Below are 23935 nucleotides of genomic sequence, written 5' to 3' on the forward strand. Positions count from 1 at the left end.
CATGCCAGCGCCCCCTTCCCCTTCTTCCCCCCCGATCACCATTTCGATCGTCAGCCACGGCCAGCTCGCGCTGGTGCGCCCGCTGCTCGAGCAGCTGGACCGTTTCTGCCGCAGTTCGACCGCCAAGGTGGTGCTCACGCTGAACATCCCCGAACCCGACGTGCTGGCCGGCCTGGAATGGGGTTTTGCGGTCGAGCGGATCGAAAACGCGAGCCCCAAGGGCTTTGGCGCCAACCACAACCAGGCCTTCGAGCACTGCGACACACCCTGGTTCCTGGTGCTCAACCCCGACATCCGCCTGGACGGCGACGTGCTGGCGCCGCTGATGGCCCAGGCCGCCCCCGACGCCGGCCTGCTGACGCCGCGCATCCTCGAGCCCGGCCGCAGCACGCCCGAGCAGCACCGCGCCATCATCACGCCGCTCGAGATCCTCACGCGCCGCAAGCCAGGGTACGTGCGCCCGGTGGTGCCGGACTGGATTCCGGGCCTGTTCATGCTGTTCCGCAGCCAGGCCTACCGCCAGATCGGGGGCTTCGACGAGCGCTTCTTCATGTACGGCGAAGACTTCGACATCTGCGCCCGGACCCAACTGGCGGGCTGGAAGCTGCAGGTGGGAGAAGACCTGCTCGCGCGCCACGAGGCCCAGCGCGCCAGCCGCAGCAGCAGGAAGCACCTTTACTGGCACGTGACCAGCCTGCTCAAGGTGTGGACCTCGGGCGCGTTCTGGCGCTACCTGCGGACCCGATCCCGCGGGGCCTGAAAAAAGCCGCGCCCGCATTTGCGCAGACAATCCGGGGCCGGGAAGCCAGCAGAGACCGCAGGCGCCGTCCCCTCCCAACCACGACGATGACGACCACGAGCAGCCCGACAGCCCCGCAGGAACATGCCCACCTGCTCCACCCCAAGTACCGACCCGACATCGACGGCCTGCGCGCCGTCGCCGTGCTCTCCGTGCTCGGCTACCACGCGTTTCCGCAGTGGATCAAGGGCGGCTTCATCGGGGTCGACATCTTCTTCGTCATCTCGGGCTTCCTGATCACCACGATCATCCTGGGCAGCTTCGAGGGCGACGGGTTTAGCTACCGCGAGTTCTACGCCCGCCGGGTGAAGCGCATCTTTCCGGCGCTGGTGCTGGTGCTGGCGGCGACCTTTGCCTTCGGCTGGTATGCGCTGCTGCCGCACGAGTGGGAGCAGCTCGGAAAGCACGTGGCGGCGGGTGCCGGCTTCGTCTCGAACTTCGCCTTCTGGAGCGAGGCCGGCTACTTCGACAATGCGGCCGAGACCAAGCCGCTGCTGCACCTGTGGTCGCTGGCCATCGAGGAGCAGTTCTACATCTTCTGGCCCGTGCTGCTGGGCCTGGCGTGGAAGCGCAAGTGGCGCGTGCTCGCGGTGGTGGGCACGGTGGCGGCCATGTCGTTCCTGCTCAACGTCACGACCATCCACAGCCACCGCACGGCGGCCTTCTATTCGCCGCTGTCGCGCTTCTGGGAGCTGATGATCGGCGGCATGCTGGCGTACATGCGGCTGCACCGGCCCCTGCCCAAGCCGGGCTGGGGACGCCATGCGCAGTCGATTGCCGGGCTGGTGCTGATCGGCCTGGGCCTCGCCTACATCCGCGGCGGCAAGGCTTTTCCGGGGTTCTGGGCCATCCTGCCCACGCTGGGCGCGTTCTACTGCATTGCGGCCGGCCCGACCGGCGTGCTCAACCGCTACGTGCTCGCCTCGAAGCCGATGGTGTGGGTCGGCCTCATCAGCTATCCGCTGTACCTCTGGCACTGGCCGCTGCTGGTCTACGCGCGCATCGTCGAGGGCGACGTGCCGTCCAACGGCCTGCGCGCGCTGATGCTGCTCGCCGCCTTCGTGCTGGCCTGGCTGACCTACCGCTTCGTCGAGCGCGGCACCCGCCGCAGCGAGAACGACACCGTGATCTCGGTGCTGGTGGCGCTGATGGTGGGCTTCGTGGTGCTGGGCACGCTGGCGGCCACGCGCTACTACGTGGGGCGGCACAGCGACCCCTACTTCAACAAGACGGCCGCGGCCGCCAAGGACTGGGGCTACCCGGACGGGCTGAGCCCCATCAAGGTCGATGGCGAGGTGCTGCAGCAGATCGGCCACGGCAAGCGCCGGGTGCTCCTCTTCGGCGACAGCCACATCGAGCAATACGGCCCGCGCGCCGTGGAACTGAGCAAGATCGCGCCCGACACCCTCGATTCGCTCTCGTTCGCCACCTGGGGCGCCTGCCCGCCCATTCCCAATGTGGTCGACGAAAAGAACAACCTCTGCGGCGAGCGCCGCGACGGCGCCATGCGCCTGGCCATCAGCGACAAGTTCGACGCGGTGGTGTTCGGCGGCTGCTGGAACTGCTACTTCTCGGAAACCGGCAAGCCCAACGCCGCGAACGCCGATGCGGACCGCTACTACTACTTCGACGGCAAGACCAAGCGCCGCTTCATGGGCGGCGGCGGCGTGGACTTTGCGCTCAACATGCTCGAGGCGGTGATGACGAACCTTGCCAAGCACAAGCAGGTGTACCTGGTGCTGGACAACCCGGTGGGGGAAGGGTATGGGCCGGAGGAATTCGTGAAGGGAGGGCGGCTCGGCAACATGAGCGTAGCGCCGATGTCGCCCACGACGGAATGGGTTTCAGCGCAAAGGGCCCTCCACGAGCGCATGCGCCAGATCGCGATCCGCAGCGGCGCCATCGTGATCGACCCGATACCGACGCTTTGCAAGGGCAACCAGTGCACCCGGGCGGACGCCGACGCCACGCCCATCTACAAGGACGCGGGGCACTTGCGGGCTGAGTACGTGCGCAAGTTTGCAACGTACATCGACGTGGCGATGAGCACGCAGAAGCAGCAGCAAACACCCGCAACCGTGCCGGTCACGGGGCGCTAGAACTCAGGAATAGAGCTTTCGCAAGCTGCGCACACCCGGCAGCCGCGTGATCGCCCCGACCAGGCGCACCATGCCGGGGGAACTGTGCTTCAGCAGAAACAGCGTGGCCCGCAGTCGCAGCTTTTTCTTGCGGCCGACATAGGGGTTGGCCAGCACCATCGCGCCGTACTCGAAGAGGATCGCGGTCATTTCCTCGCGGTACTGGTCGTCGTTCTTGATCGACTCGATCGCATGGTTGACGAAGTACGGCTGGAATCGAGGCACGAGGCAATCGCGGAAGTAGTAGCGCCCGCGCTGGTGCTCGTCGGGGAACATCTGCACCAGCTTCTTGAAGTACTTGAAGCGGCTGCGGATCATGCGAATGCCGAACGAGGTGCTTGCCGTATGGATGCACCACACCGTCACGGCCTTGTCGACAAAGTAATTGCTGTAGCCCTTGCGGAACACGCGCAGGAAGAGGTCGTCGTCCTCGAAGCCCATGAACTGCGAGTCGAACCCGCCCACGGCCTCGAAGGCCTTGCGGCTGATCAGCGTCGCCGATGGCAGCACGAACATGTCGTGCCGCAGCAGGTCATTGATGTTTCGCTTGGGATGCGTTGCATGCTCCTTCACAACGCCGGTCCGGATCACGTTTCCATCGGCGTCGGCTTCGTACAGGTCGGCATAGACAAAACCGAAGAGCCGGTCGTCCTGTGGGATCGAAGACGCCAACGTCTCGATGTGGTTGGGCAGGTAGAAGTCGTCCTGATCCAGAAAGCAGATGAAGTCGGAGGTGGACGCTGCCACCCCGGCGTTGCGTGCGGAGCCTTGCCCTCCATTTTCCTTGTCGAGAATGCGGAAAGGATAGCGCGTCGCAAGCCCGTCGAGCGCCGCGCGCTCCTCTGGCCGCGAGCCATCGTTCACCACAATCACCTCGGCCGCGGGCACAGATTGCTCGAACACGCTACGCACCGAGCGCTCGATGAAATCGGCGCCGTTGTAGAACGGAATGATCACCACCACGCTGGGCCACAGGGGCATGGATTCGATGGCGGGCACGGCGGGGGCGTTCGTTGGGGTCATTTTTTTGCTTGGCTCTGTTGGGGCGAGCCTACACAGATTCGAAGAGGTCGCGGACCACGCCGCGTACGCCGCGGCCGAACTTGTCGTAGCGGCCCGTCATGGCTTCGCGAAAGATGGGGATGCACCGCGCCAGCCGCGACGCGGGCAATGCGGCCCGAAAGCGCTGATGCTCGATCTTGCTGCGGACCTTGGCAATGATTTCGGGCGAGACGCGATCGCCGATCTGCAAAAGACGCTCCAGGAGAAGTTCGGCCTTGATGGCACGCTCGACATGCGTATTTCCCCGCGATGCAAGCGCCTTGCGGATCTTGCCGACGAAAGTGTCGCGCCGCGCGCCAATCTGGTTGGACTCATGCTGGCGATAGTCGATGAGCGGCTGCTCCAGCAGGTCGACCCGTCCCACCGTCGACGCCACGATGCCCAGCCATTCGTCGTGGACCCACTCAGGGGGAAATGGCAAGGCGTCTGCAAGCAGCGACCGGCGAAATACCGTGGTCGCTCCGGTGACGAGATTCCGGCGAAGAAACACGTCGAAAGCACGGCCCCCATGGATGCCCTCGACTTCCGATCGAGTGACCTCGAGCGCGTGGAACAGGGACTGGTTGAGGTCGTTCCCGCCTGCATCGACAAGGCGCGCGTCGGTATGCAGCAGCAGCAGATTCTCATCCTGCTGAAAGCGCGCCACCATGTGCGCGAGCCGATCGGGCACCCACACATCGTCTTGGTCGCTCAGCGCAATCAGCTCGCGGGTGCAGGCGCTGATGGCCTGCTCGAAATTCTTGACGACCCGCAAGGGGGTGGCGTTCTTCAGCACCCGCAGCGCCACCGGATACCCCGGCCGTTCGACAGCGCATTCGGCCACCGTAGCGCGAACCACCTCCACCGAGTCATCTCGGGAGGCGTCGTCCGAGAGCACGATCTCGACTGGTGGAAGAGTTTGCAGGCAGATGCTGCGCACCTGCTCGCGCAGGAAGCGAGCACCGTTGTGTGTGCAGAGCGCGACGGAGACTTCGAGGGGACGGGCGGTGTTCATAGGGATGTACGCGGCGGCCACGCAAGATCGAAATCTTCGCTATCGAGCGTCAGGTTGGGGTTGTAGGCTGGATCGTGCGCGATGAGCTTGCCCCAGCGGTCCTGCATGACCGCTGCCTCGGTGGCCAGTCGATTCCGCGACTCGGCCGCCACTTCGAGTCCGCGCGTGGCCGATTCGTGGTGCAGCAGTTCGGCCCAGGGCGTCCAGACATTGCGAAAGCCGGCTTCACGCAAGCGCAGGCAGAAATCGACGTCGTTGTAGGCCACGCCAAGATGCGCCTCGTCGAGCCCTCCCACTTGCTCGTAAAGCGCCTTGCGCACGACCAGGCAGGCGGCAGTCACGGCGCTGAAAGACTGCGCAAGCTGCGCACGTCCGCCATGGCCGGGATCCGAACGAGCCAGGTGCTTGTGGGCGTGGCCTGCGATGCCGCCGACACCGAGAATCACGCCCCCGTGCTGGACAGTCATGTCGGGATAAAGCAGCTTCGCGCCGACAGCACCCACCCCCGGCTGCAAGGCAACCGACACCATCTCCGCGAGCCAGTCCGGCGAGACGACCTCGATATCGTTGTTGAGCAGCGCAACAAGCTCGCCCTGCGCCCTTGCAACCGCCGCATTGTTCAGCGCCGAATAGTTGAATGGACGCTCGTCGCGGATGACGGTGATGCCCTGCTGCGCATCAAGCTCGGCAAAGTAGGCGAGCGCTTCCGGGTCGTCCGATCCGTTGTCGACCAGCAGGATTTCGTAGTTCGGATAGTCCGTCTCGAACACAACGCTCTCGATGCACTGCCGCACCAGCGGCAAAGCGTTGCGCGTCGGGATGATGAGTGAAACCAGCGGCGGCGAAGAGGGCAACACATAGCGGGTGCGATAACCAAACTGTGTGGCCTCAGCCCTGGCCGCAGTGCCGATGCGCTCGAAATGGGCATTCAGCACGGCAACGCCGTCCGGCCGGCCATCGAGCTTGCCCCCGGAAGCACAGCGGTGGGCGAGCACGTGTGGGATGTGACGTATCTGCTCGCTGCCAACGCGCTCCACGCAGCGCAGCGCGAGGTCGTAGCCCTGCTCTGGAGGCGGCAACTCCGCACGAACTCCGCCGGCTTCATCGAACAGGCCGGCCTCCATGGCAATCCATGAAGAAAAGAGATTGCGCCCCAGGAAAAGGTCCGGATTCCAGTCAGGCTTGAAAAAGGGATCGACGCGCCGCCCGTTCACATCCAGTTCGTCTTCGTCGGCATAGATCAAGCGGGCCTCGGGGTGCGCAGCGACTTGTTGGGCAATAGCCCACAGCGCGTGCGGCGGCAGTGTGCAGCCTGCTTCGATCCAGATGACCCAGTCGGCGGCAGCCGCAGCCTTGAAGCCGCCGGGCAATGACCCGGCCGCCCGCCTCGTCCATTCGTTGTACAGCAGTGCGTCAAGTGAGCCTACGCCCAGTTCGCCCGCGGGCAGCAGCAGCAAACGCGGACGCTTCGGCCAGGCATCGATTTCCCGGCGCTTGCGATCGCGGTCGGCCGTATCGATCCTGTCGTAGCGCTCGACCCAATCGGTGTAGTCTCCGCGTTCCTCAACCTGCGGCAAGGACGCACCCCGCACGATGCGTTGAAAATGCCGGCTCGCCCAGCGCAGCGGCGCCGTGATGCGCCAACTGGTCGACCGCTGCATCCCCAGGATCTGCGCTTCCAGGGACTTCGTCTCGTGCTCGAGCAACGCGATCTGGCGCTGAAGCTGCGCACTGCTCAAGCCGCTCTCAAGCCCCCGTCGCCGGATATGGGGCTGCGCGGCTGGCAGCGTGGGCTTACTGAACATTGCTCGAGGTCATCACGAAAGAAGCGGCTTCCACTGGTTACCGGCCCCGGAAACCGGAGCCGGTAAAATTATCCTCTTCTTCACACACCTATAAAAAATGCGCGTCCTTTCAGTTGTGCTCTCGGGAGGGGCCGGTTCCCGGCTTTGGCCAGCATCGCGGCAGGCTTTTCCCAAGCCTTTCATGAAGCTTGGGGAGTCGACCTTGCTACAGCAGGCCGTCGAGCGCGGCCAGGCGTGCGGAACCGGCGATCTCATGATCGTCACCAACAAGGATCATGTGTTCCTCACGAAGGACGTGCTGGGGCAGATGGTAGACCCGCCCCAAACGACGCTGCTGCTCGAGCCAAAGGGCCGAAACACGGGTCCGGCGATCGCCCTTGCGGCGTTGCAATGCATCCGCCAGTACAGCGGCGACACGGTCATGCTGGTGCTCTCTGCCGACCACCTGGTGCCGGACGTCGAGGCCTTCGTGGCCAGTGCGCAGCAGGCATTCCGTCTCGCAACGCGGGGTGCCCTGGTGGTCTTCGGGATCAACCCGACCAGTCCGGACACCGGCTTCGGCTATGTCGAAGTTGCCAAGGTTTCGCGAGAAGCGCAGCCAGTCAAGCGCTTCGTGGAAAAACCCGATCTCGAGACCGCGCAGGAATATCTGGCCACCGGCCGCTATTACTGGAACAGCGGAATGTTCTGCTTCACGGCCGATGCCATCGTCGCAGCCTTCGAAAAGTATGCGCCGGAGCTTTTGGCGGCAGCGCGCAGAACGCTCGACTCGGCACAAGAAGCCAACGGCGCCATGCAGTTCGACCTGCACTCCTTTGGACTTCAGCCGGACATCAGCATTGACTATGCCGTCATGGAAGCGGCAGACAACGTTCATGTGGTGCCGGCCAAATTCGGTTGGAGCGACGTGGGCTCCTGGCCGGCAGTTGCCAGCGCGCATACCCCTGATGCGAGCGGCAACACCATGCCTTCGGACGCCGTGGCAATCGACACCACGGGCACCCACGTGCAAGTCGACAGCCACGGTCCCAAGCTGGTTGCCACGTTGGGCGTGCACGACCTCGTGATTGTCGACACGCCTGATGCACTGCTGGTCGCCCACAAAAGCAGCGCCCAGAAAGTCAAGAAAATCGTCGACATCCTCAAAGAACGCAAGCACGAAGCCGTCACCCTGCCCGCAGTGGTCCATCGCCCCTGGGGGACTTATGCTGCCTTGAAGGAAGAGGACAGCTATAAAGTGAAGCGCATCACCGTGAAACCCGGTGAATCGCTGTCATTGCAGTTTCACCATCAACGCGCAGAACACTGGGTTGTGGTCCAGGGGCGCGGCATCGTGCAAATCGGCGAAGTGGAGCATGAGACCCTTCCCGGCCAGTACCGCTATATTCCATTGAGAGAAAAACACCGCTTGACCAATACAGGCCAAGAAGAGCTGGTACTCATCGAAGTCCAGTGTGGCGACTACCTTGGCGAAGACGACATCGTTCGTCTCGCAGACACCTACGGACGCGCATGAGTCAAGTTCATTCCAATCTTCATCGAAGCGCGCTTTCTGATTGGTGGGAAGGCACCCGCCGAACAGACATCTGGTGGACCTTGGCCTGGTTCGACGTCGTGCTGCGGTACCGGCGCTCGATGTTGGGGCCGCTGTGGCTCACGCTGAGCATGGGCGCAATGATCGGCGGCATGGGTCCGCTGTACAGCTCGCTTTTTGGCACGGAGCTGTCCAAGTTCTTCCCGCACCTCGCACTCGGGATCATCTTCTGGGGCTTCTTCTCCAGCGTAGTTTCGGAGGCGTGCAACGCATTCGTGGGCTCATCCAACTACCTGAAGCAGGGCTACTTCCCTATCAGTCTTTTCGTCTGGCGAAGCATTGCACGCAACCTGATTCAGTTCGCGCACCAGATCGTGCTGTATATCCCAGTAGCGCTCTGGGCCGGCATTTCGCTGTCGTGGTCGGCACTGCTCGTACTGCCGGCCTTCGCGATCCTGGTCATCAATGCGCATGCCCTCGGCCTGCTGCTCGGCTTGGTCTGCACGCGCTACCGAGACGTGACCCAGATCGTGACCAGCGTAATGCAGATGTTGATGTTTCTGACGCCCGTTTTCTGGCTTCCCGAGAGTCTTCCAGGGCGCGCTCAGTACATCCTGTGGAATCCCTTTGCACAGATGCTCGACCTGCTGCGCACTCCGCTGATGGGCGGCGTGGCGGAAATGCATAGCTGGCTCGGCATCCTGGCCTGGACAGTCGTGAGCGTTGTCGCCTCCTCGCTGCTCTTCATCAAGTACCGTCGGCGCGTCGTTTACTGGCTCTGATATATGGCATCCATCTCACTCAAGAACGTCGCAGTCAATTTTCCCATCTATGGTGCAGGCGCGGCCTCGCTGAAGAAGACGCTTGCGGCATCTGTCACGGGCGGACGGTTCGGCAAGGAGACGGGCGTCACCGTCGTCCAGGCACTGAGCGACATCAACCTAGAACTTCGCAGCGGCGATCGATTGGGACTCATCGGCCACAACGGTGCTGGGAAGTCGACCTTGCTGCGCACCCTGGCTGGCGTTTACGAGCCCTCGGCAGGTGAGTTCCGGCGTGAGGGAAGCGTCTCGAGCCTCATCGATCCATCACTGGGCATCGAGGTCGACGCGACGGGTGTCGAGAACATCATGCTGCGCGGCCTCGTGATGGGCATGAGCAAGAAAGAGATCGACCGGCGTACGCCCGAGATCTGCGAATTCAGCGGACTCGGCCAGTATGTGGACATGCCCGTGCGTACCTACTCCACCGGGATGATGATGCGCCTGGCTTTTTCGATCTCCACCAGCGTCGAGGCAGACATCCTGCTCATGGATGAATGGCTGTCGGTAGGTGATGCGGAATTCACCGAAAAGGCCGAGAAGCGGATGCGCGATGTGGTGTCCAAGTCGGGCATTCTGGTGCTTGCCTCTCATTCGCCTGATTTGATCGCGAAAGAGTGCAACAAGGTTGTGAAGCTCAACCACGGCCGCCTCGAGGCGGTGGATATGGAAGAGTACATGGCTGAAGTGGCCGAACGCCGATTGACCGCCTGATCGTTTGATTAGTCACGCGTCATTGCGCGCCGCGGGCGTCGCCCGGGCGCCCTGGCTCAGTTCCTCGAACCCGTCCGAAGAAGCATCCGGATCTCGGCCAACCGTGCAGCGGCCCTATGGCCCGCAGTTTCCAAAGACAGGTCGATGGCCGCGCGGGCCTTGCCGCGCGCACCGATCTGCTTCGCCCATTCGCGGTCTTCATATAGGCGCCGCATGAGTTGGGCCGCATGCTCTGTCGACGGCTCCGCCCACTCGAGCTTCTCATCGTAAGGAGGAATCGGGCGACCGAGCTTCACCAACTTGTAGGGCACCAGCAGGCTGTCTGCCTCGCTCATGAAATCGACGTTGCCCGAGTAGTTGGTGGCGATCACCGGCTTGCCCATCAGCATGGCCTCGGCCATCGTGAGACCAAGCCCTTCGCTGCGATGCAAGGACACATAGGCGTCACACGCGTTCATCAGAGACAACACTTCGTCGGGGCTGTAGACCTGATCGATCACCACGATGTTGTGGCCTTCTGCGGCGGCGCGTAATTCCTGCAACTGCGCCGGATGACGGTCACCGAATGACGTCTTCAGCACCAGGGTCGCATCGTCCTGCGCAGAGAACGCCGTCTTGAATGCCTGGACAAGGCCAAGCGGATTCTTGCGTTCCATCACGCTCATCATGTGGAACGTAAATAGAAACGTGAAACTCCCGTCCTTCAGGCCAAAGTACTTGCGCTCTCGCTGCTGATAAGTACCAAGCGCGACGCCGGGGAATATCGTCCGGACCGGGATCGAGAGCCGCTCGCGCAGGCCCTTGGCAACGAACTCGGTAGCCGTCCAGACTTCGTCGACCTTTGCAGCCGCATCGAGCCACGAGTCGGGAATCGAGTCGAATTCCCAGTACCAGTACGCGATTCGATAAGTGTGCGGCACGCGTTCGCTCAGATCGCTGCGGCTGTAGGCTTCGTTGAAAAACGGCTCTGGCTGTGTGTGGATGATGGTTGTTTCAAAGTCTTCGAAGTCGCGGAACTGCGCATGGACCGGGTCGTCTTTCTTATCAGTGCGGAGGTCGCGCAGCGCCGTCTGCACGCCCACACTCCTCAAGCCCTTCGCCAGTGCCTCCACGGAAACGCGCAGGCCCGACGGATACGAGAAATGACCGATGACGTTGACGCCAAGCGTCGTCATCTCGGCCGCCACGGCCTCCTTGTCGAGACCCGCGCACCAGGCCCGCGCCGTCTCGGGCTGCATGGCTTCGGGCAACTGGAGCCATTCGATCAGCGCCTTGGCGGCCTCGAGCTGGTCGAGCGCTTCGGGATGCGCGCGCTGCCATTGCTCGCGCGCGCGATAGGCCGATCGAAGCTGCCGGGCGGGCGGGATGTCGACCGGCCAGCGTTCCGGGTCGGCCCACAGCTCGGTCACGCGGTAATTCGCGCAGAACCAGGAGGCAAACGCGCGGCGGCCGAAAACCGTCAATCCGTCGGGATAGAGCTTTTGCCAGTCCGCCGTGAATTCGTAGGCCCTGACCAGTTCGGCCTCAGGTGTTTCCGCGGCCGTCCAGAACAGCCACCAGACTTCCTCAAGCCTCAGGCCCGCATTGCGCCGGCCGTGCTGCATGAACCAGTGGAACAGTTCGCGCTTGCCAATGGGCAGCAGGCCATGAGGCAGCACGGCCCTGACTTCCGAGTGAAAGAGAAACACCTGTCGCGCACGAGCTGCGAGATCTTCCGACCACAGCATACGGATTGAGGCGAGCGCGTCTTCAGTGAGCCCGAAACGATTCGCGCCTTCAGCTTCGAGCCAGCGGCAGAATGCGCCATTGGGGCCTTCGGACAGCGCAGCGGGGAAACGCAGGCGAACATCGGCTCGCGTACGCAAGAGATCCAGACACCACCTGGCCGCAGACCAGACGTCGCGCACGCCGTGCACAGGCTGGGGTACCCAGATCACGCTCTCGCGCGGCAGCATGGCAACGGCCAGGCATGCGCCGTCATTCGACAGATCGAGGGTCTGTGGCTGCGGCCTTGGCGAGCCGAACTCGCGAAGGCTGGCCTTGAGCTTCTCGCGGACCGCGGGCGCCGTGCCGACTCGAAGGACCGGAATCGCGTGGTTCGCATCCAACTCGGGATGAAGATAAGGGTCTTCGTCGATGCCCAGTGCACGAATGTCGTCAGCCACCCGGCACATGTCGACCCCGGGGTTGCTGTTGCCTCGCGTCGCGCCTTCGTGATGCACGAGACGGGCCTGCGGTACGTAGGCAGTCCGATAGCCAGCGCGCCAGATATTCAGGCAGAGTGCGACGTCGCTCATTGCGATCAGGTACGACTCGTCGAAGCCGCCGACGCGTTCGAAGGCATCGCGCGGCACCATCTGGCATGCGCCCATGATCGCGAGCCAGTTGCGGGCGTGGTCCGGAGAACCGAACACGCCCCAGCCGCGCCCTTCGGCGCTGCGATACATCAGGCCACACAGGTGAATGCCGACGCCCACGCCGCCATGCTGCAGTTCGCCCGAAGGAAAGACCAGCTTGGCGCCGACCACTCCGACGCCCGGGCGCATCGCGACGCGCACCATTTCGTGCAGCCAGTCGGGAGAGGTGACCTCGATGTCGTTGTTCAAGAACAGCAGGATCTCGCCTTGCGAGAACGTAGCGCCGTAGTTGCACGCCGCGGAATAGTTGAAGGTCTTGTTGAAATGAACGATGCGAACGCTTGGCTCCGATGCGAGCTCGGCGTAATACGCCAGCGTTTCCGGCTCGGTAGAGCCGGTATCCACAATGATGATTTCCTTGTTCGCGTATGCCGTTCCCCGCAGCAACCCGCCGACAGACATTCGCAGCAAATGGTCCTTGTTCTTGGAAGGAATCACGATCGAGACGAACGGTGGCTGGTCAATCGTCCAGGTCGCGTGCTGGGTGCCATCGGGTTGCGTCTGAACGGAAGCGTCAATGCTCTTTTGCGCCCAGAACTTGCGCAATGCCGCGCGCTGTGCTGCAGCCTCCGCCGAATCGGCGGCTGGCCTGTCTCGATGGCCATCGGCCGCGCGGTGGCACAGCACCTTGGGAATGCGGGTGATGGTTTGCGCGATGTCACTCGCACGCAGATTCAAATCCCACTCGAAGCCGGCGCCCGCTTCGGGGTCGATGCCGCCCGCGACCTCGACGAGTTGCCGGCGCAGCAGCGTCAAGCGCCCGAAGTAGTTGAAGGCATAGAGCAATTCCGGCGACCAACTCGGCTTGAAGTAGGGCCGAATTCGGCCGCCTTCGGCCGACAGTTCGTCCTCATCGCCGTAAAGAATATCGCTGGCCGGCGCCTCGGCCAGCGCATTTGCGATCTCGATAGCAGCGGCCGATGGAATGATATCGCCAGCGTCCAGTATCGCGATGAAATCGCCCTCGGCATGTGAAAGGCAGGCGGCCAGCGCTTCGGCGCGGCTCTTGCCATGCGCGGGTACCGGGATGACGCGCGGCTCTTCATACTGCAACGCGCGAAGGGGCTCATTAAGCGCGCCAGCATGGTCACTCGTGTCGGCGACGAGGAGTTGCCACTGGGGCAGGTCTTGCGCACGAATCGACTTAACAGTCTCGCTCAGCATCTCAAGCTGCGCGCCACTTGCACAAAGCAGGAAACTCAGCCGCGGACTCGGAGCCCCTTCCACAAGCGCGGTCGAGCGACGCTCGTTCTCGGCGATCCATTGCCGATAGGCATTCTGGCTGTCGCAGCCGACATCAGTGCCGGCGGCGGGCGCTACGCGAGAGACATTCGCGTCAACCGTTCGGCGACGCTCCTTGAGAAACTGCAGCCTCTGCTGCGTGCGCCAAGGCGTCGCGACCCACCACGTTGCCTTGGCTGCGCGACGCAGATACCCGCGCCAGGACGAAGGAATCGCCGCCGACACCCTCCGCAACGGGGCTGTCAGTCGCCAGGACGCTGATCGGAGTAACTCGTTTTGCTGCTGCAGCGCGAGCGCCGCGCGTTGATTTGCCGATTCGATCTGGGCCTCGCGCGCATCGTCGCTGCTTAGTACAAGTCGTCCCTGCAGCTCCAATCGCAATTTAAGTGCAGCGATCTGCCGCTCCGCTTCGGCGAGTCTTTCTGCGTCTCGTGGTGTGTCACTCATACTTGCTTCGTTTATCAGGGAGCACTGCGGACTCCTGCCCTTCGAGCCCCCAGTTTCTGCCCCTCCATAAGACTTGGCCGCTGGCATTCTGTCCGGCACATTTCACATTTATTATCACCGTCGACTGTTGGCTTTCAGCCACGCAAATCAGCATCGTTGTTGCACTTGAGTGCGGCGCGCGCTTCGTTCTGCCTATAAGAATTCGGGCGCCTCTTCGTTGATCTCTGGAACCGCTTGATACTCGAACGCAGGCAAGATACGTAACCAAACATGCCGTGACTTCCGAGCCGCCCGATTTGGCAAAATCTAGACTTCCACAAGTCCAATCCAATCTCCACTCACGGCTCCTGCCCACAGGCGCAGATCGCCGTGTTTTGCGATTTTTTGGACAATACAGAAAAGGTTCTCATGAAGAAACATGCCGTTGTAACGGGCATTACGGGTCAAGACGGCGCGTATCTGGCCGAGTTGCTGCTCGCCAAGGGATACGTCGTCTATGGCACCTATCGGCGCACCAGTTCGGTCAACTTCTGGCGCATCGAGGAACTGGGCATTCAGAACAACCCCGACCTGCATCTGGTCGAGTACGACCTAACCGACTTGGGGAGTTCGATCGAGCTGATTCGCCAAGCGGAGCCGGTCGAGGTCTACAACCTTGCCGCCCAGAGCTTTGTGGGCGTGAGCTTCAACCAGCCCGTTGCGACCGCGCAGATCACGGGCGTAGGTGCTCTGCACCTGCTCGAGGCTATCCGACTCGTCAACCCGAAGATTCGCTTTTATCAAGCGTCCACCTCCGAGATGTTCGGCAAAGTGCAAGCCATTCCGCAGGTGGAAGACACACCTTTCTATCCGCGCAGTCCCTATGGCGTTGCCAAGCTCTACGCCCACTGGATGACCATCAACTACCGCGAGAGCTATGACATCTTCGGTTGCAGCGGCATTCTGTTCAATCATGAGAGCCCACTACGCGGGCGCGAGTTCGTGACTCGCAAGATCACGGACAGCGTCGCCAAGATCAAGCTTGGCAAGCTCGACACCCTTGAACTCGGCAATCTCGACGCCAAGCGCGATTGGGGGTTTGCGAAGGAATACGTCGAAGGAATGTGGCGGATGCTCCAGGCCGATGCGCCCGACACCTACGTGCTGGCAACCAACCGCACCGAAACCGTCCGCGATTTCGTGAGCATGGCGTTCAAGGGCGCAGGCATCGCCGTGGATTTCAATGGCAGCGGCGAAGGCGAGTCGGCCGTGGACACGGCGACCGGAAAGACCGTCATGCGCATCAACCCGAAGTTCCATCGACCCTCGGAAGTCGAACTGCTAATCGGAAATCCGGCCAAGGCAAAGACCCAGCTCGGCTGGGAGCCAAAGACCACGCTCGAGGAACTCTGCCAGATGATGGTCGAGGCAGACCTGCGACGCAATCGCCAGGGCTTCTCGTTTTGAGAATTCTGTTAACCGGCGCCGAAGGTTTTACCGGCCGACATTTCTCTGAACGCGCATCGGCCGAGGGACATGCAGTCATCGCGTTGAGATCTGATCTGACGGACAGCGATGCGCTCCGCCGGGAAGTGCTTGAGACGTCACCTGATGCAGTGGTTCACCTGGCGGCGATCAGCTTCGTCGGGCATGCGGATGAGAAGGCGTTCTATGCCGTCAACGTGGTGGGCACCGCGAACCTGCTCGATGCGCTCGCCAGGCTGCCTGCTCGGCCTCAACGCGTGCTTCTGGCTAGCAGCGCCAACATCTACGGCAACACGACACAGTCACCGATCAGCGAGACCCAGCCGCCCGCGCCGGTCAATCATTACGCCATGAGCAAGCTCGCCATGGAGTACATGGCGCGCACTTATGAAGGTCGCCTCGACCTGGTGATCGCGCGGCCCTTCAACTACACAGGTCCCGGGCAGAGCCCGAGCTTCCTGATTCCCAAGCTCGCACTTCACTTCGCGAAGCGCGCACCGGCCATCGAGCTCGGAAACCTCGACGTAGAGCGTGAGTTCAACGACGTGCGCATGCTCTGCGACGCTTACCTTTTGCTTCTCGCTCACGGAGAGCCGGGCGAAAGCTACAACATTTGTACCGGGCATCCCTACACGCTTCGCTACGTGCTCGATACCTTCATGCGTATGACAGGCCATACTCCACGAATCGAGGTCAACCCGGCCTTCGTGCGGGCGAACGAGGTGCACAGGCTCTGCGGCAATCCCGCCAAGCTCGACGCGCTGCTTGAGCGCCATGGCGCCAAGCTCGAAATACCACATCTCGAGGACACCCTAAAGCGCATGCTGGCCGCCGCCGCAGTCAGCGTGCTCAAGACCTAGGATCGGCCAAGCTCGCTGGCGGTTTGTTGTGCTGCGCGGGGGCGTCATCCGCAGTGAGGGCGAGTCCCAGCGCGAAGGCTGGAGCAATGTCAGCGCGGTATCCTCCTGCCGATGATGAACAGCGATGCACTCCGCGTCATCCAGGCCGCGCCATCTCGCAGGAATCCCCACGAAATAGCCGCACTGGGTGCCCCCTATTTAGCTCATCTGATCGATGATCTTGAGGAAAAGCAGGCCAAGCACAGGGAGTGCATCGGTCGCTGGTATCAGCGAGACTTGCTGCGGAAAGGCCGTTTTGTTGTTCGCTCTGTTTGGGACAACGAGCCAGTGCAGGCTACCCAGTCCGTTCTGCTGGAAGACAAGACCATCGCCTATGGCTTCGGGTCTGCTCTGAGCTTCTGGCTGTTCGCCGGCTCTCTCGGAGAGGGTGCGCCAATTCAGGGCATCTACCTTCCCCAGAGGGCGATCCTGGTGAATCTTGGGGATGAAGCCTGGGGTGTGAACGAGGGCCACGTCCGCAAAGCCATGACGATCTTCAACGGGCTGCCGCTTGACATGGATCGGATCAGTGGTCCGACCCCGTATCTAGTGACGGGCGATGCCAGCTTCGCACATCACATCTGGAATCAGCTCGGCGCATTGGACCGGCTGATCACAGATGAGCCTGAGTTTGCGTTAGAGACAACGAATGTAGTGGTGGTGCAGGAGCCGCTCGGCCCACTGGCGGAATTGTTCGACGACTGCCCGAACTGGGAGATCAGATACGTGCACTCATCTCAGATTCAGCAATTGAACTGTCGTGACACCCTATTCGTGCAGCTCGCCGGAATGCTGGTCACGGAAGGCGCCAAAGCTCGTGTATTTAGATACGTCGAGCGCACAGTCGACCTCCCCGAAGCCGCCGTTCGGCGCAACCCGGTCGGCCGCTTTTGGCTGAGTATTCGCACACGCAATCGCACGATCACCAATCAAGTGCAGTTTCTCACTGAACTAGCGCACTCTTTGATCGATGAGTACCCGGGTTGCGATATCGTGCTCGATGGGCATTCGCTATCCGAAGACGACTACCGTTTGGTTGAGCTGGGCGACAGTTCCAACCACGCCATTGCGGCCGCTGATGCAGATGTGGCAGCAAAGGTGACTAACCGCCTCGTGCACCGGAATTCAAAAATCTATCAGACCGCGGGGCGTCCTTTGTCCGAGGCCTTGGCGTTGGCGCGAACCTGCGACTTCTACGTTTGTCACCACGGTACTGTGCAGCACAAGATCGGATGGTTCACCTGTGTGCCGGGCGTGGTGCATGCCAATACGCGGGTAGCGCAGTCGAAACCAGCCCTCTCCGTAGCCGCGCAGACCGAAGGAGGCCAACCTCCGTCATACCTTCCTGCCGAGCTGATCGAGGACGAAGCGAGCAATGCACACGGCGCTCTCGCTGACGCACTCAGACACGAGAACTACACCATTGTCTCAGTGGATGAAGCTTGCCGATTCGTTCTTTCGGAGGTCAAGGCGACCACTGCACTCAAAACATGAGGCGTCCCACTCTGCACTAGGTCTCCTTCACACCGAGCGACGGCTGAATTTCAACCATCTTTGTGACCACGGTCATGCTGCCCGTCTCGTTCATCGTTCCGTCGATCCGGTGCGGCAGGCGTGTGTCGTAAAAGTTGGTGAGTCTGCGTCAAAGCGATTTGTTGGCCCGCTCGAGTGGAGAGTCTAGGATGGGCATGAAAGCGAAAAATTAGGGCTACGGTGGCCAGCGACAATTATCTTGAGCGGCGGCGGCGGCTCAAAGTAGTTGACGCCGGGCAGGCTACGGCTATCAATGCGAGCCCCCGACTTCAACAGCAGGCTTCTTGAAGCTTGAGCTACACCAATACGCTCACCGGCGCCGCGACGCTGTCGCGTGCCACCAATTGCTCCTGCCAGCGGGGAATGGAGAACGGCCCACCTCGATGTCCGAGGTCTTCGACCACAGTAGCCGCCCAAGTGGCATCAACTACCGCGCAACCTTGTGCCCTCAGCCGATTGCTGAGCATCTGCTCGTTGAAAATCGCAAGCACCTTGCTCTCGAAAAAAGGCAACGTCGTAGCGTCGAGCCTGAAGCGCGAGTGCCATTCGACCCCCTGCTCGGTACCGTCGCCTGTCAGCCAGCCAAGAATGTTCTTTCGATAGCCGGGCGAAATTGGCGCCTCTTTCAAGAACGGCTCCGTGGGATCTCCCGAAAAAAAGGTCTCCTTGCTGGTCACACTTACCAATGACCTCAAGAGTCTGATCTCGGCAGGCGGAAGAAAGACGAATGATGTTCTGAGCCACGACTGAGAACCCACGCCCAGCAGCGTCACCGACTCGTTGTAGTAGTCAACATGGCCCAGCGCCACACTGCGCCCCCGCATGAGGTTCAACATCCGCTCGCTGAAGCGATCTAGGTAGTCCACGTACAGCTGTCTGAATGCGGAAGTGGCAAGGTGCACGAAGTCGAAGTCGTCGAGGCGCGAGCCTAGGTAAGCGATGGCACTATCCCAGGCAGAGAATTCCCAGGCAGCATTGGATCCACCGATCAGTGTCACGCCGCCATCAAGGCGTTCTTCGTGTGACGGGGGCAGCGCGTTGTCAACGACGATGAAGGTATGCTCGATCTGCGGGAGGCGCTGTTCGAACAGCGCCCGAAGATCGGCCACAGCGGATTGATATTTAGCGGTGCCGTGGCGGGCCATAAGCGTGGCAATCCGCAGTTTTGGGGTCATAGCTTCATCCATGTCAAGGTATGTTCTCGCTCCGTCCAACGCACAATGTCGGTGCGATGTAGGCATTCCTCGACAAAATCGAGCAGGTCCAACGCATAGCTGTGCCAGTTCGGGGGACGCACGCCATTGGTGAGTGCGGTAGCGCAAGACAGTTCGTTCACCGGCAAGCCCGCCAACACTCGGCCCAGGCCCTCGACCAAGGAAACCTTATCGTCGAACTCGATCATCCGGCCGGGCAAGCATGAATGCGCAGCAATCTCGTCCCATAAGGCGGATTTTCGAACCAGCACGGAACGTCCGTAGGCAAGGCTCTCCACCACCGGCAGCCCGAAGCCCTCATAGTGCGACGGAAACACCACCGCCTGCGCAGTTGCGATCAGCCTGTGAACCTCGTCGCCCGATACCTGTCCGCTCGGCACGTATTCGACCCGCGGCAGCGCACAAGAGGCCGCACCAAGAACCATGAATTTCTGCAAGGGGAAGGCATCCGACAAGATCTGCAATGTCGGCACTAGGTCCTTATGGTCGTAGTCGTTGCCAAACAGCAGCACATGATCGAGTGGCGCGTGCGCACCAACTGCAGGATCCGAGTGGTCGTTGCCATCGAGACTCAGGTGGATGACTCTCTCCTGCACGCACGGCTTCACCGGAAATCTCGGCTGGAACCGCTGGCGGCTAAAAGACGAAATGTAGGCAAGCCCATCCGCGTGCGCGGCGATGAAACGCCAAGTTTCTTCCACGCGAAGGTCGACTGCATACAGCACATCCCAGGCAATGGTGTCCAGGATGTTGAAGATATTGACCAGCGCGTGGCGATGCAGCTGCGCCACGGTTTCCAGCGCCCACGGCTGATTGGGCATCAGGGCCGCCGCGTATGCGCCTGCAATATCGCCATGCGCATGGACAAGACTGGGATAACGCTCGGCCAAACCGTGAAATCTCGCAGCCTCGGACTGGCTTTGGACAACAACTTCCCAAGATGGGTGTTCGACCGACGAAAGGCCGTCGAGCAAACCCAGCATCACTTGCGATGTGCCGTTGTGAATGGCGGACATGCCACGGAAATCGAGCAGAAGGCGCTTCGGCTGGCGCACTGGTGGATGCGCTGCAGCCAAGAGTTGCTCCAGCCGCCGGTGCGCACGGCGTTCGATCTCGGCACCTGCACGTATGTGGTCAGGATACCTGTCGAGCAGTGTCGCCATGTCGGCTGATTCGAGTTGCGGGTAGGCCAGCCGGTGCGCATCTTCGCTGGAATCCACGGGCAGGGTGACAACCGCCCTATTGGAGACCGCATTTCGGTAGCCCTTGCGTCTTGCCCGGCACAACCCCAGGGCGAGCGCACCAGTCAAACTGCGAAATGGCCCGGAGGGCCCGAGTGCGGCCACGACTTCGCGGCGCAGTAGAAGGCACGAGGCCAGCAGCTCTGCCGTGATCGCGATCTCTGGCAACTCCGCCAGCGCTCTTTTTGAGGTGAGCCCATGGCTTGGGACCTCCGCTGAATACGGGAATGGAAAGATGCCATCGGTTCTCGCGTCGGCGAAGCGTGGTTGAGCAACACCCAGCAATGGATCTGAATGAATGGCACGCCAAAGGTGCAGGAGCACTTCGTTGGACGGGAGCAATGGTCCAATGACAACCAACAAGGCCCGGCGCCGCATGGCGGCTTCCTCGACGGCAAGGTCGAACAATACAGCGCCGTCGGCATTGGCTTGCAGCGCACCGCTCCAATCTGGTCTTGGCTGAAGTTCAAGTCTCGGCGGTACTACGACACTTAGTCGATCCACGACGTCGCCAAAGCCGCAGTACTTCAGAAGCTTGGCAACGTGCTGATCAAGCCCTGCCTGATCGAGCGCGCAGGCAGACAGATCAACCAGCAGATCGTAGGGCCCGACAATAAAAGACCCGGCGGAGGTCACGGAGGAGGCCGTCATCGATTCAGAATTCATCAAGTGCACCGGCAAGCTCCGCATAGACAACTTCGGGCGAAAATTCGCGGGCGAGCGTGGTGCCAAGTCCGGCGAGCATCTCGGCGTCTGGCCGTTCCGAGAGGACACGCAAGACGTGCTGGGCGAAGAGGAACCAGTCCGAGGCTACGTGGAGCAGCGGCTTCGCCGCGGCACTGATGCCATCAACCCCCGCGGGGAATGCGACCACCGGCCGCAATTGACAGATTGCCTCGACTGTCTTGATCTTCAGGCCCGTGCCGGCCACAGTTGGGTTGATGACAACAGTGGCACTCGCATATGCAGCATTCAGGTCGTCGAGTCGGCCAAGCACTTTCACACCATCGGGAACGATAGCAATCGATCGGCCCACGTCGCCGACGATGTGCAGTTCGGCATCGCTCCTTTCCTTACGGATGATCGGCCATGAAAAGCTCAGGAAGTCCTTCGTCCCTTTGACATTCATTGGATTGTTAGAGGCCACCAGCAGAGCGATCGGTCGAGGTGGTGGTACCACAGCCTTCGTATTCACTTGGAAATCGACGCCCACGTTTACCACGTTGCATTCCGGGGCAAGCCGCATGAGATCACGGGTTTCTGCGGGCTGAATTCCTATAAGTAGCTGAGCCCGCTTGAGCAAAGCGGCTTCCTCGGCATCGCTCAGTGCGAGGCCATCGGTCACACCGTACTGCTGCACTTTGCGCGCCTTGGTAGAAAAGACATCGTGGGTGTCGATCACCTTCAATAGTTCTGGGCGCATCGCGGCAAATGCGCGCGTCATAAACACGTACTCGGCCAGAAGAATGTCCGGTCTCCAATTTGCATCGAGCTTCACCAGCAGTTCGATTAGTATGTTCGGACAGAAGGTGCGCATGGTACCCAGCAAGTCCCGTTCGCGTTGAGTCGCAGGCACTTGCTCGCCAAGCATCGCAGCGAAGTCGCGGGCTACTCCACCATGAAGCCCTTCGAGAAGCGGCGAATCTTCGTCGAGATTGTGATGGATCACGCCGTCGCGACCACACACGACGAAATTCGGATAGACCGAGGCGGCCACTGCAATCTGCTTATCGGAAGGTACCTCGTGCGGGAGCGGGCAGATCACGACCAGCGGACTGTAGCCAGCGCTCGACAGCCACGTAAGCAGCTGATGAATTCGATACTCGTTGCCAGCACGAGGGGGGTATGGCATCACATGGCTGACACAAAGCACACGGCGTTTTGAAGCAGGAGTGCGTGCGACCGAAGGAACATCGAGGCGCCGCACATCAAAGCGCCTCTCGACATCCGTACTCGGAGCTAGTGCGGGCAACAGTTTGCCTTCGGGCGCCGGCGCCGGCGATACTGGCGTCTTCCCCTGACGAAGCGTGATGAGTCGCCATCCGGCTTTGACGGTTCCCACCGCCGCACGCCTGAGCTTCGGATGCCGCCTGAGGAACTCGCGCAGCCCAGCCACCGCCTTCGGGTGACGCGAGGCAATGCCACGCATCGGGCCTGTGAGCCTCCAGCTTACGGAGGCATAGACCGCATGCAATTGCTGGCGCGCGCTCGCAGCGTCCGCTCTTAACTGATCCGCTTCCGCTTGCACCGCTGCAATCTGCCGTCTAAGCACTAGAGTCTGGTCGTACTGGACCTGTAGTTCGCTACGCGCGAGTCTGAGGTCTCTGGATGCTTGCTGTATCTGCGCTTCATGCAGAGTTGCACTCGCTCTAGCCTCCTTTTGTAGCTTGGTTTCCTGCGCCACAAGTTGCTCGCGCATATCCGCCAGATTGGCTTCTCGGTTAGCCAGTTGCTTGCTGCTCTCCGCCAACAAATGGCGCTCGTGCGCAAGTGCCGCGGCGGCGCCGCGTCGTTCGACCTCTGCTGCTGCGCGCACGTGGCGCAACGACTCGCGCAATGCTTCGATTGCGCGACGCAATGTCTCGAGCGGCAGGTCATCGCTGATGACTGCGTTGCGCTCGGGTGCTTTAGTTGGCGGCACTACCAACGCTGCCAGTTGCGAGGTATCGATCTGCGGTGCCGCAACTTTTCGAAGTGGGAGCTCGCGGGCATACGCTGCATCGAGCTGGCGGCAAATCGCCTGAAATGCCGCATCGCCATCGACACCCTCCTCTTCTTCCCACGTCTTGAGGCGATCGAGGATGTCGTACAGCGCGCGCAACACGGCCACAGCGCGTGGATAGCCTCCCGGTTCACTCGACTTGGTAACGGAGACATATCGGTTGATATTCTCGTGCGAGAACGCCACGACATCATCACCGGCATGCGGGACTCGCACGCGGTCCGGCCTCGACGTGTAGCGGTTGGCCTTCTCGATCCACTGCTCTACGTTCTTGTGCGACAGGTGATGGATGCAGGTACCGTCCTCGTAAGGAACGACGTAGGCAGCCGCCTCGTCGTACTTCATACCGCCATGCACCGTCTCAAGGAAGGTTATTGCCTTTTTTGAGAAAAACCGAGGCTGGAATTCAGGCCAGTAGTAGGCACGCTCGTCGTGCTGGCCCATGATGTAGTGCCGTTGCGGCAACAAGTAGACAGACGCGCGGGGAGATATGAGTTCGCGCTCGATGAAGCGAACAGCCTCGACGCTCAGGCATTCATCATCGTCCATGCAGACGATCCAGTCGTGCTTGCAGGTCGCGACCGCAAACGCCCTGGTTTCCTCAACCACAGGTGACCAGGGCACGACGATCACGCGGTCCGCAAACTGCGCCGCAAGCTCCGCGGTTCCATCTGTTGAAGACTTGTCAATTACCAGGAGTTCGTCGACAAACGACAGTGCCCTGAGGCAGGTACCTATCAGATCAACTCGGTTGTAGGCGATGACGACGCCACTGACCCTTTGGCGTGCGGCACCCGTGTTTGTCACAGGAGATTTTGAAGTTTCTTGCAGCCCTTCGATCGACATTCAGTTCCTCACTCTGGCGCTCGTGCTGGCGCCGTATTTATAG

15 protein-coding genes are annotated in these 23935 nt (G+C 61.4%); 8 read left to right on the top strand and 7 right to left on the bottom strand.

What is annotated here, in order from left to right:
- The first annotated feature begins 1 nt into the window (after position 1).
- Together EJO66_RS19790 and EJO66_RS19795 are read left to right on the top strand one after the other, a co-directional pair.
- The gene (locus tag EJO66_RS19790; RefSeq protein ID WP_124959801.1) at positions 2–760 is read left to right on the top strand and encodes a glycosyltransferase family 2 protein; all 759 of its coding nucleotides are present in this window, start codon (positions 2–4) and stop codon (positions 758–760) included.
- A gap of 86 nt (positions 761–846) precedes the next feature.
- Positions 847–2898, top strand: coding sequence for an acyltransferase family protein (locus EJO66_RS19795; protein WP_125965840.1), 2052 nt, complete (start codon positions 847–849; stop codon positions 2896–2898).
- Between the two features lie 3 nt (positions 2899–2901).
- On the opposite strand, the gene EJO66_RS19800 is transcribed toward EJO66_RS19795, so the two are convergent.
- The 3 genes from EJO66_RS19800 to EJO66_RS19810 are packed head-to-tail and all read right to left on the bottom strand — an operon-like array spanning position 2902 to position 6732.
- Positions 2902–3960 carry a glycosyltransferase family 2 protein gene (locus tag EJO66_RS19800; protein WP_125965841.1) on the bottom strand — a complete coding sequence of 353 codons (1059 nt, stop codon included), beginning with the start codon at positions 3958–3960 and terminating at the stop codon, positions 2902–2904.
- Between the two features lie 28 nt (positions 3961–3988).
- Positions 3989–4993 (bottom strand): glycosyltransferase family 2 protein, encoded by a 1005-nt coding sequence (locus EJO66_RS19805; RefSeq protein WP_125965842.1) that lies wholly within the window; start codon positions 4991–4993, stop codon positions 3989–3991.
- Positions 4990–6732 carry a glycosyltransferase family 2 protein gene (locus EJO66_RS19810; RefSeq protein ID WP_240648615.1) on the bottom strand — a complete coding sequence of 581 codons (1743 nt, stop codon included), beginning with the start codon at positions 6730–6732 and terminating at the stop codon, positions 4990–4992. Before EJO66_RS19810 ends, EJO66_RS19805 begins: the two co-directional genes overlap by 4 nt.
- A gap of 163 nt (positions 6733–6895) precedes the next feature.
- Here EJO66_RS19810 and EJO66_RS19815 point away from each other — a divergent pair, with 163 nt between their 5' ends.
- From EJO66_RS19815 to EJO66_RS19825, 3 genes are all read left to right on the top strand, one after another.
- Entirely contained in the window at positions 6896–8314 is a 1419-nt protein-coding gene (locus EJO66_RS19815; RefSeq protein WP_125965843.1) for a mannose-1-phosphate guanylyltransferase/mannose-6-phosphate isomerase, read from the top strand.
- Between the two features lie 80 nt (positions 8315–8394).
- Positions 8395–9114 (top strand): ABC transporter permease, encoded by a 720-nt coding sequence (locus EJO66_RS19820; RefSeq protein WP_240648616.1) that lies wholly within the window; start codon positions 8395–8397, stop codon positions 9112–9114.
- A 3-nt stretch (positions 9115–9117) separates the two neighbouring features.
- On the top strand, positions 9118–9867 hold the full coding sequence (locus tag EJO66_RS19825; RefSeq protein WP_125965845.1) for an ABC transporter ATP-binding protein: 750 nt from the start codon (positions 9118–9120) through the stop codon (positions 9865–9867).
- A 56-nt stretch (positions 9868–9923) separates the two neighbouring features.
- Here the strand turns inward: EJO66_RS19825 and EJO66_RS19830 are convergent, their stop codons facing one another.
- The gene (locus tag EJO66_RS19830) at positions 9924–13973 is read right to left on the bottom strand and encodes a glycosyltransferase (protein ID WP_240648617.1); all 4050 of its coding nucleotides are present in this window, start codon (positions 13971–13973) and stop codon (positions 9924–9926) included.
- A gap of 408 nt (positions 13974–14381) precedes the next feature.
- Between EJO66_RS19830 and gmd the strand changes: the two genes are divergently transcribed.
- The 3 genes from gmd (at position 14382) to EJO66_RS19845 (ending at position 17830) form a co-directional block, all read left to right on the top strand.
- Positions 14382–15419, top strand: a complete 1038-nt coding sequence (gene gmd, locus EJO66_RS19835) for a GDP-mannose 4,6-dehydratase (RefSeq protein WP_125965846.1) — start codon at positions 14382–14384, stop codon at positions 15417–15419.
- Entirely contained in the window at positions 15416–16297 is an 882-nt protein-coding gene (locus EJO66_RS19840; protein WP_125965847.1) for an NAD-dependent epimerase/dehydratase family protein, read from the top strand. Before gmd ends, EJO66_RS19840 begins: the two co-directional genes overlap by 4 nt.
- 111 nt (positions 16298–16408) lie before the next feature.
- Positions 16409–17830 carry a hypothetical protein gene (locus EJO66_RS19845; RefSeq protein ID WP_125965848.1) on the top strand — a complete coding sequence of 474 codons (1422 nt, stop codon included), beginning with the start codon at positions 16409–16411 and terminating at the stop codon, positions 17828–17830.
- Positions 17831–18165: 335 nt separating this feature from the next.
- On the opposite strand, the gene EJO66_RS19850 is transcribed toward EJO66_RS19845, so the two are convergent.
- Genes EJO66_RS19850 through EJO66_RS19860 form a run of 3 tightly spaced genes read right to left on the bottom strand, consistent with a single transcriptional unit; the run spans position 18166 to position 23892 of the window.
- Entirely contained in the window at positions 18166–19044 is an 879-nt protein-coding gene (locus EJO66_RS19850) for a hypothetical protein (RefSeq protein WP_125965849.1), read from the bottom strand.
- Positions 19041–20990, bottom strand: a complete 1950-nt coding sequence (locus EJO66_RS33015) for a glycosyltransferase (protein WP_164547860.1) — start codon at positions 20988–20990, stop codon at positions 19041–19043. Before EJO66_RS33015 ends, EJO66_RS19850 begins: the two co-directional genes overlap by 4 nt.
- Positions 20980–23892, bottom strand: a complete 2913-nt coding sequence (locus EJO66_RS19860; RefSeq protein WP_125965851.1) for a glycosyltransferase — start codon at positions 23890–23892, stop codon at positions 20980–20982. Before EJO66_RS19860 ends, EJO66_RS33015 begins: the two co-directional genes overlap by 11 nt.
- Positions 23893–23935 lie beyond the last annotated feature (43 nt).

Origin of the sequence: Variovorax beijingensis, assembly GCF_003951285.1 — a bacterium.
Taxonomy (GTDB): Bacteria; Pseudomonadota; Gammaproteobacteria; order Burkholderiales; family Burkholderiaceae_C; genus Variovorax; species Variovorax beijingensis.

Bases quoted from the DNA above. Each gene is read 5' to 3' on its own strand.
- EJO66_RS19790 (WP_124959801.1), top strand. From the start codon at position 2: ATGCCAGCGCCCCCTTCCCCTTCTTCCCCCCCGATCACCATTTCGATC.
- EJO66_RS19795 (WP_125965840.1), top strand. From the start codon at position 847: ATGACGACCACGAGCAGCCCGACAGCCCCGCAGGAACATGCCCACCTG.
- EJO66_RS19800 (WP_125965841.1), bottom strand. From the start codon at position 3,960: ATGACCCCAACGAACGCCCCCGCCGTGCCCGCCATCGAATCCATGCCC.
- EJO66_RS19805 (WP_125965842.1), bottom strand. From the start codon at position 4,993: ATGAACACCGCCCGTCCCCTCGAAGTCTCCGTCGCGCTCTGCACACAC.
- EJO66_RS19815 (WP_125965843.1), top strand. From the start codon at position 6,896: ATGCGCGTCCTTTCAGTTGTGCTCTCGGGAGGGGCCGGTTCCCGGCTT.
- EJO66_RS19825 (WP_125965845.1), top strand. From the start codon at position 9,118: ATGGCATCCATCTCACTCAAGAACGTCGCAGTCAATTTTCCCATCTAT.
- EJO66_RS19830 (WP_240648617.1), bottom strand. From the start codon at position 13,973: ATGAGTGACACACCACGAGACGCAGAAAGACTCGCCGAAGCGGAGCGG.
- gmd (WP_125965846.1), top strand. From the start codon at position 14,382: ATGAAGAAACATGCCGTTGTAACGGGCATTACGGGTCAAGACGGCGCG.
- EJO66_RS19845 (WP_125965848.1), top strand. From the start codon at position 16,409: ATGATGAACAGCGATGCACTCCGCGTCATCCAGGCCGCGCCATCTCGC.
- EJO66_RS19850 (WP_125965849.1), bottom strand. From the start codon at position 19,044: ATGACCCCAAAACTGCGGATTGCCACGCTTATGGCCCGCCACGGCACC.
- EJO66_RS33015 (WP_164547860.1), bottom strand. From the start codon at position 20,990: ATGAATTCTGAATCGATGACGGCCTCCTCCGTGACCTCCGCCGGGTCT.
- EJO66_RS19860 (WP_125965851.1), bottom strand. From the start codon at position 23,892: ATGTCGATCGAAGGGCTGCAAGAAACTTCAAAATCTCCTGTGACAAAC.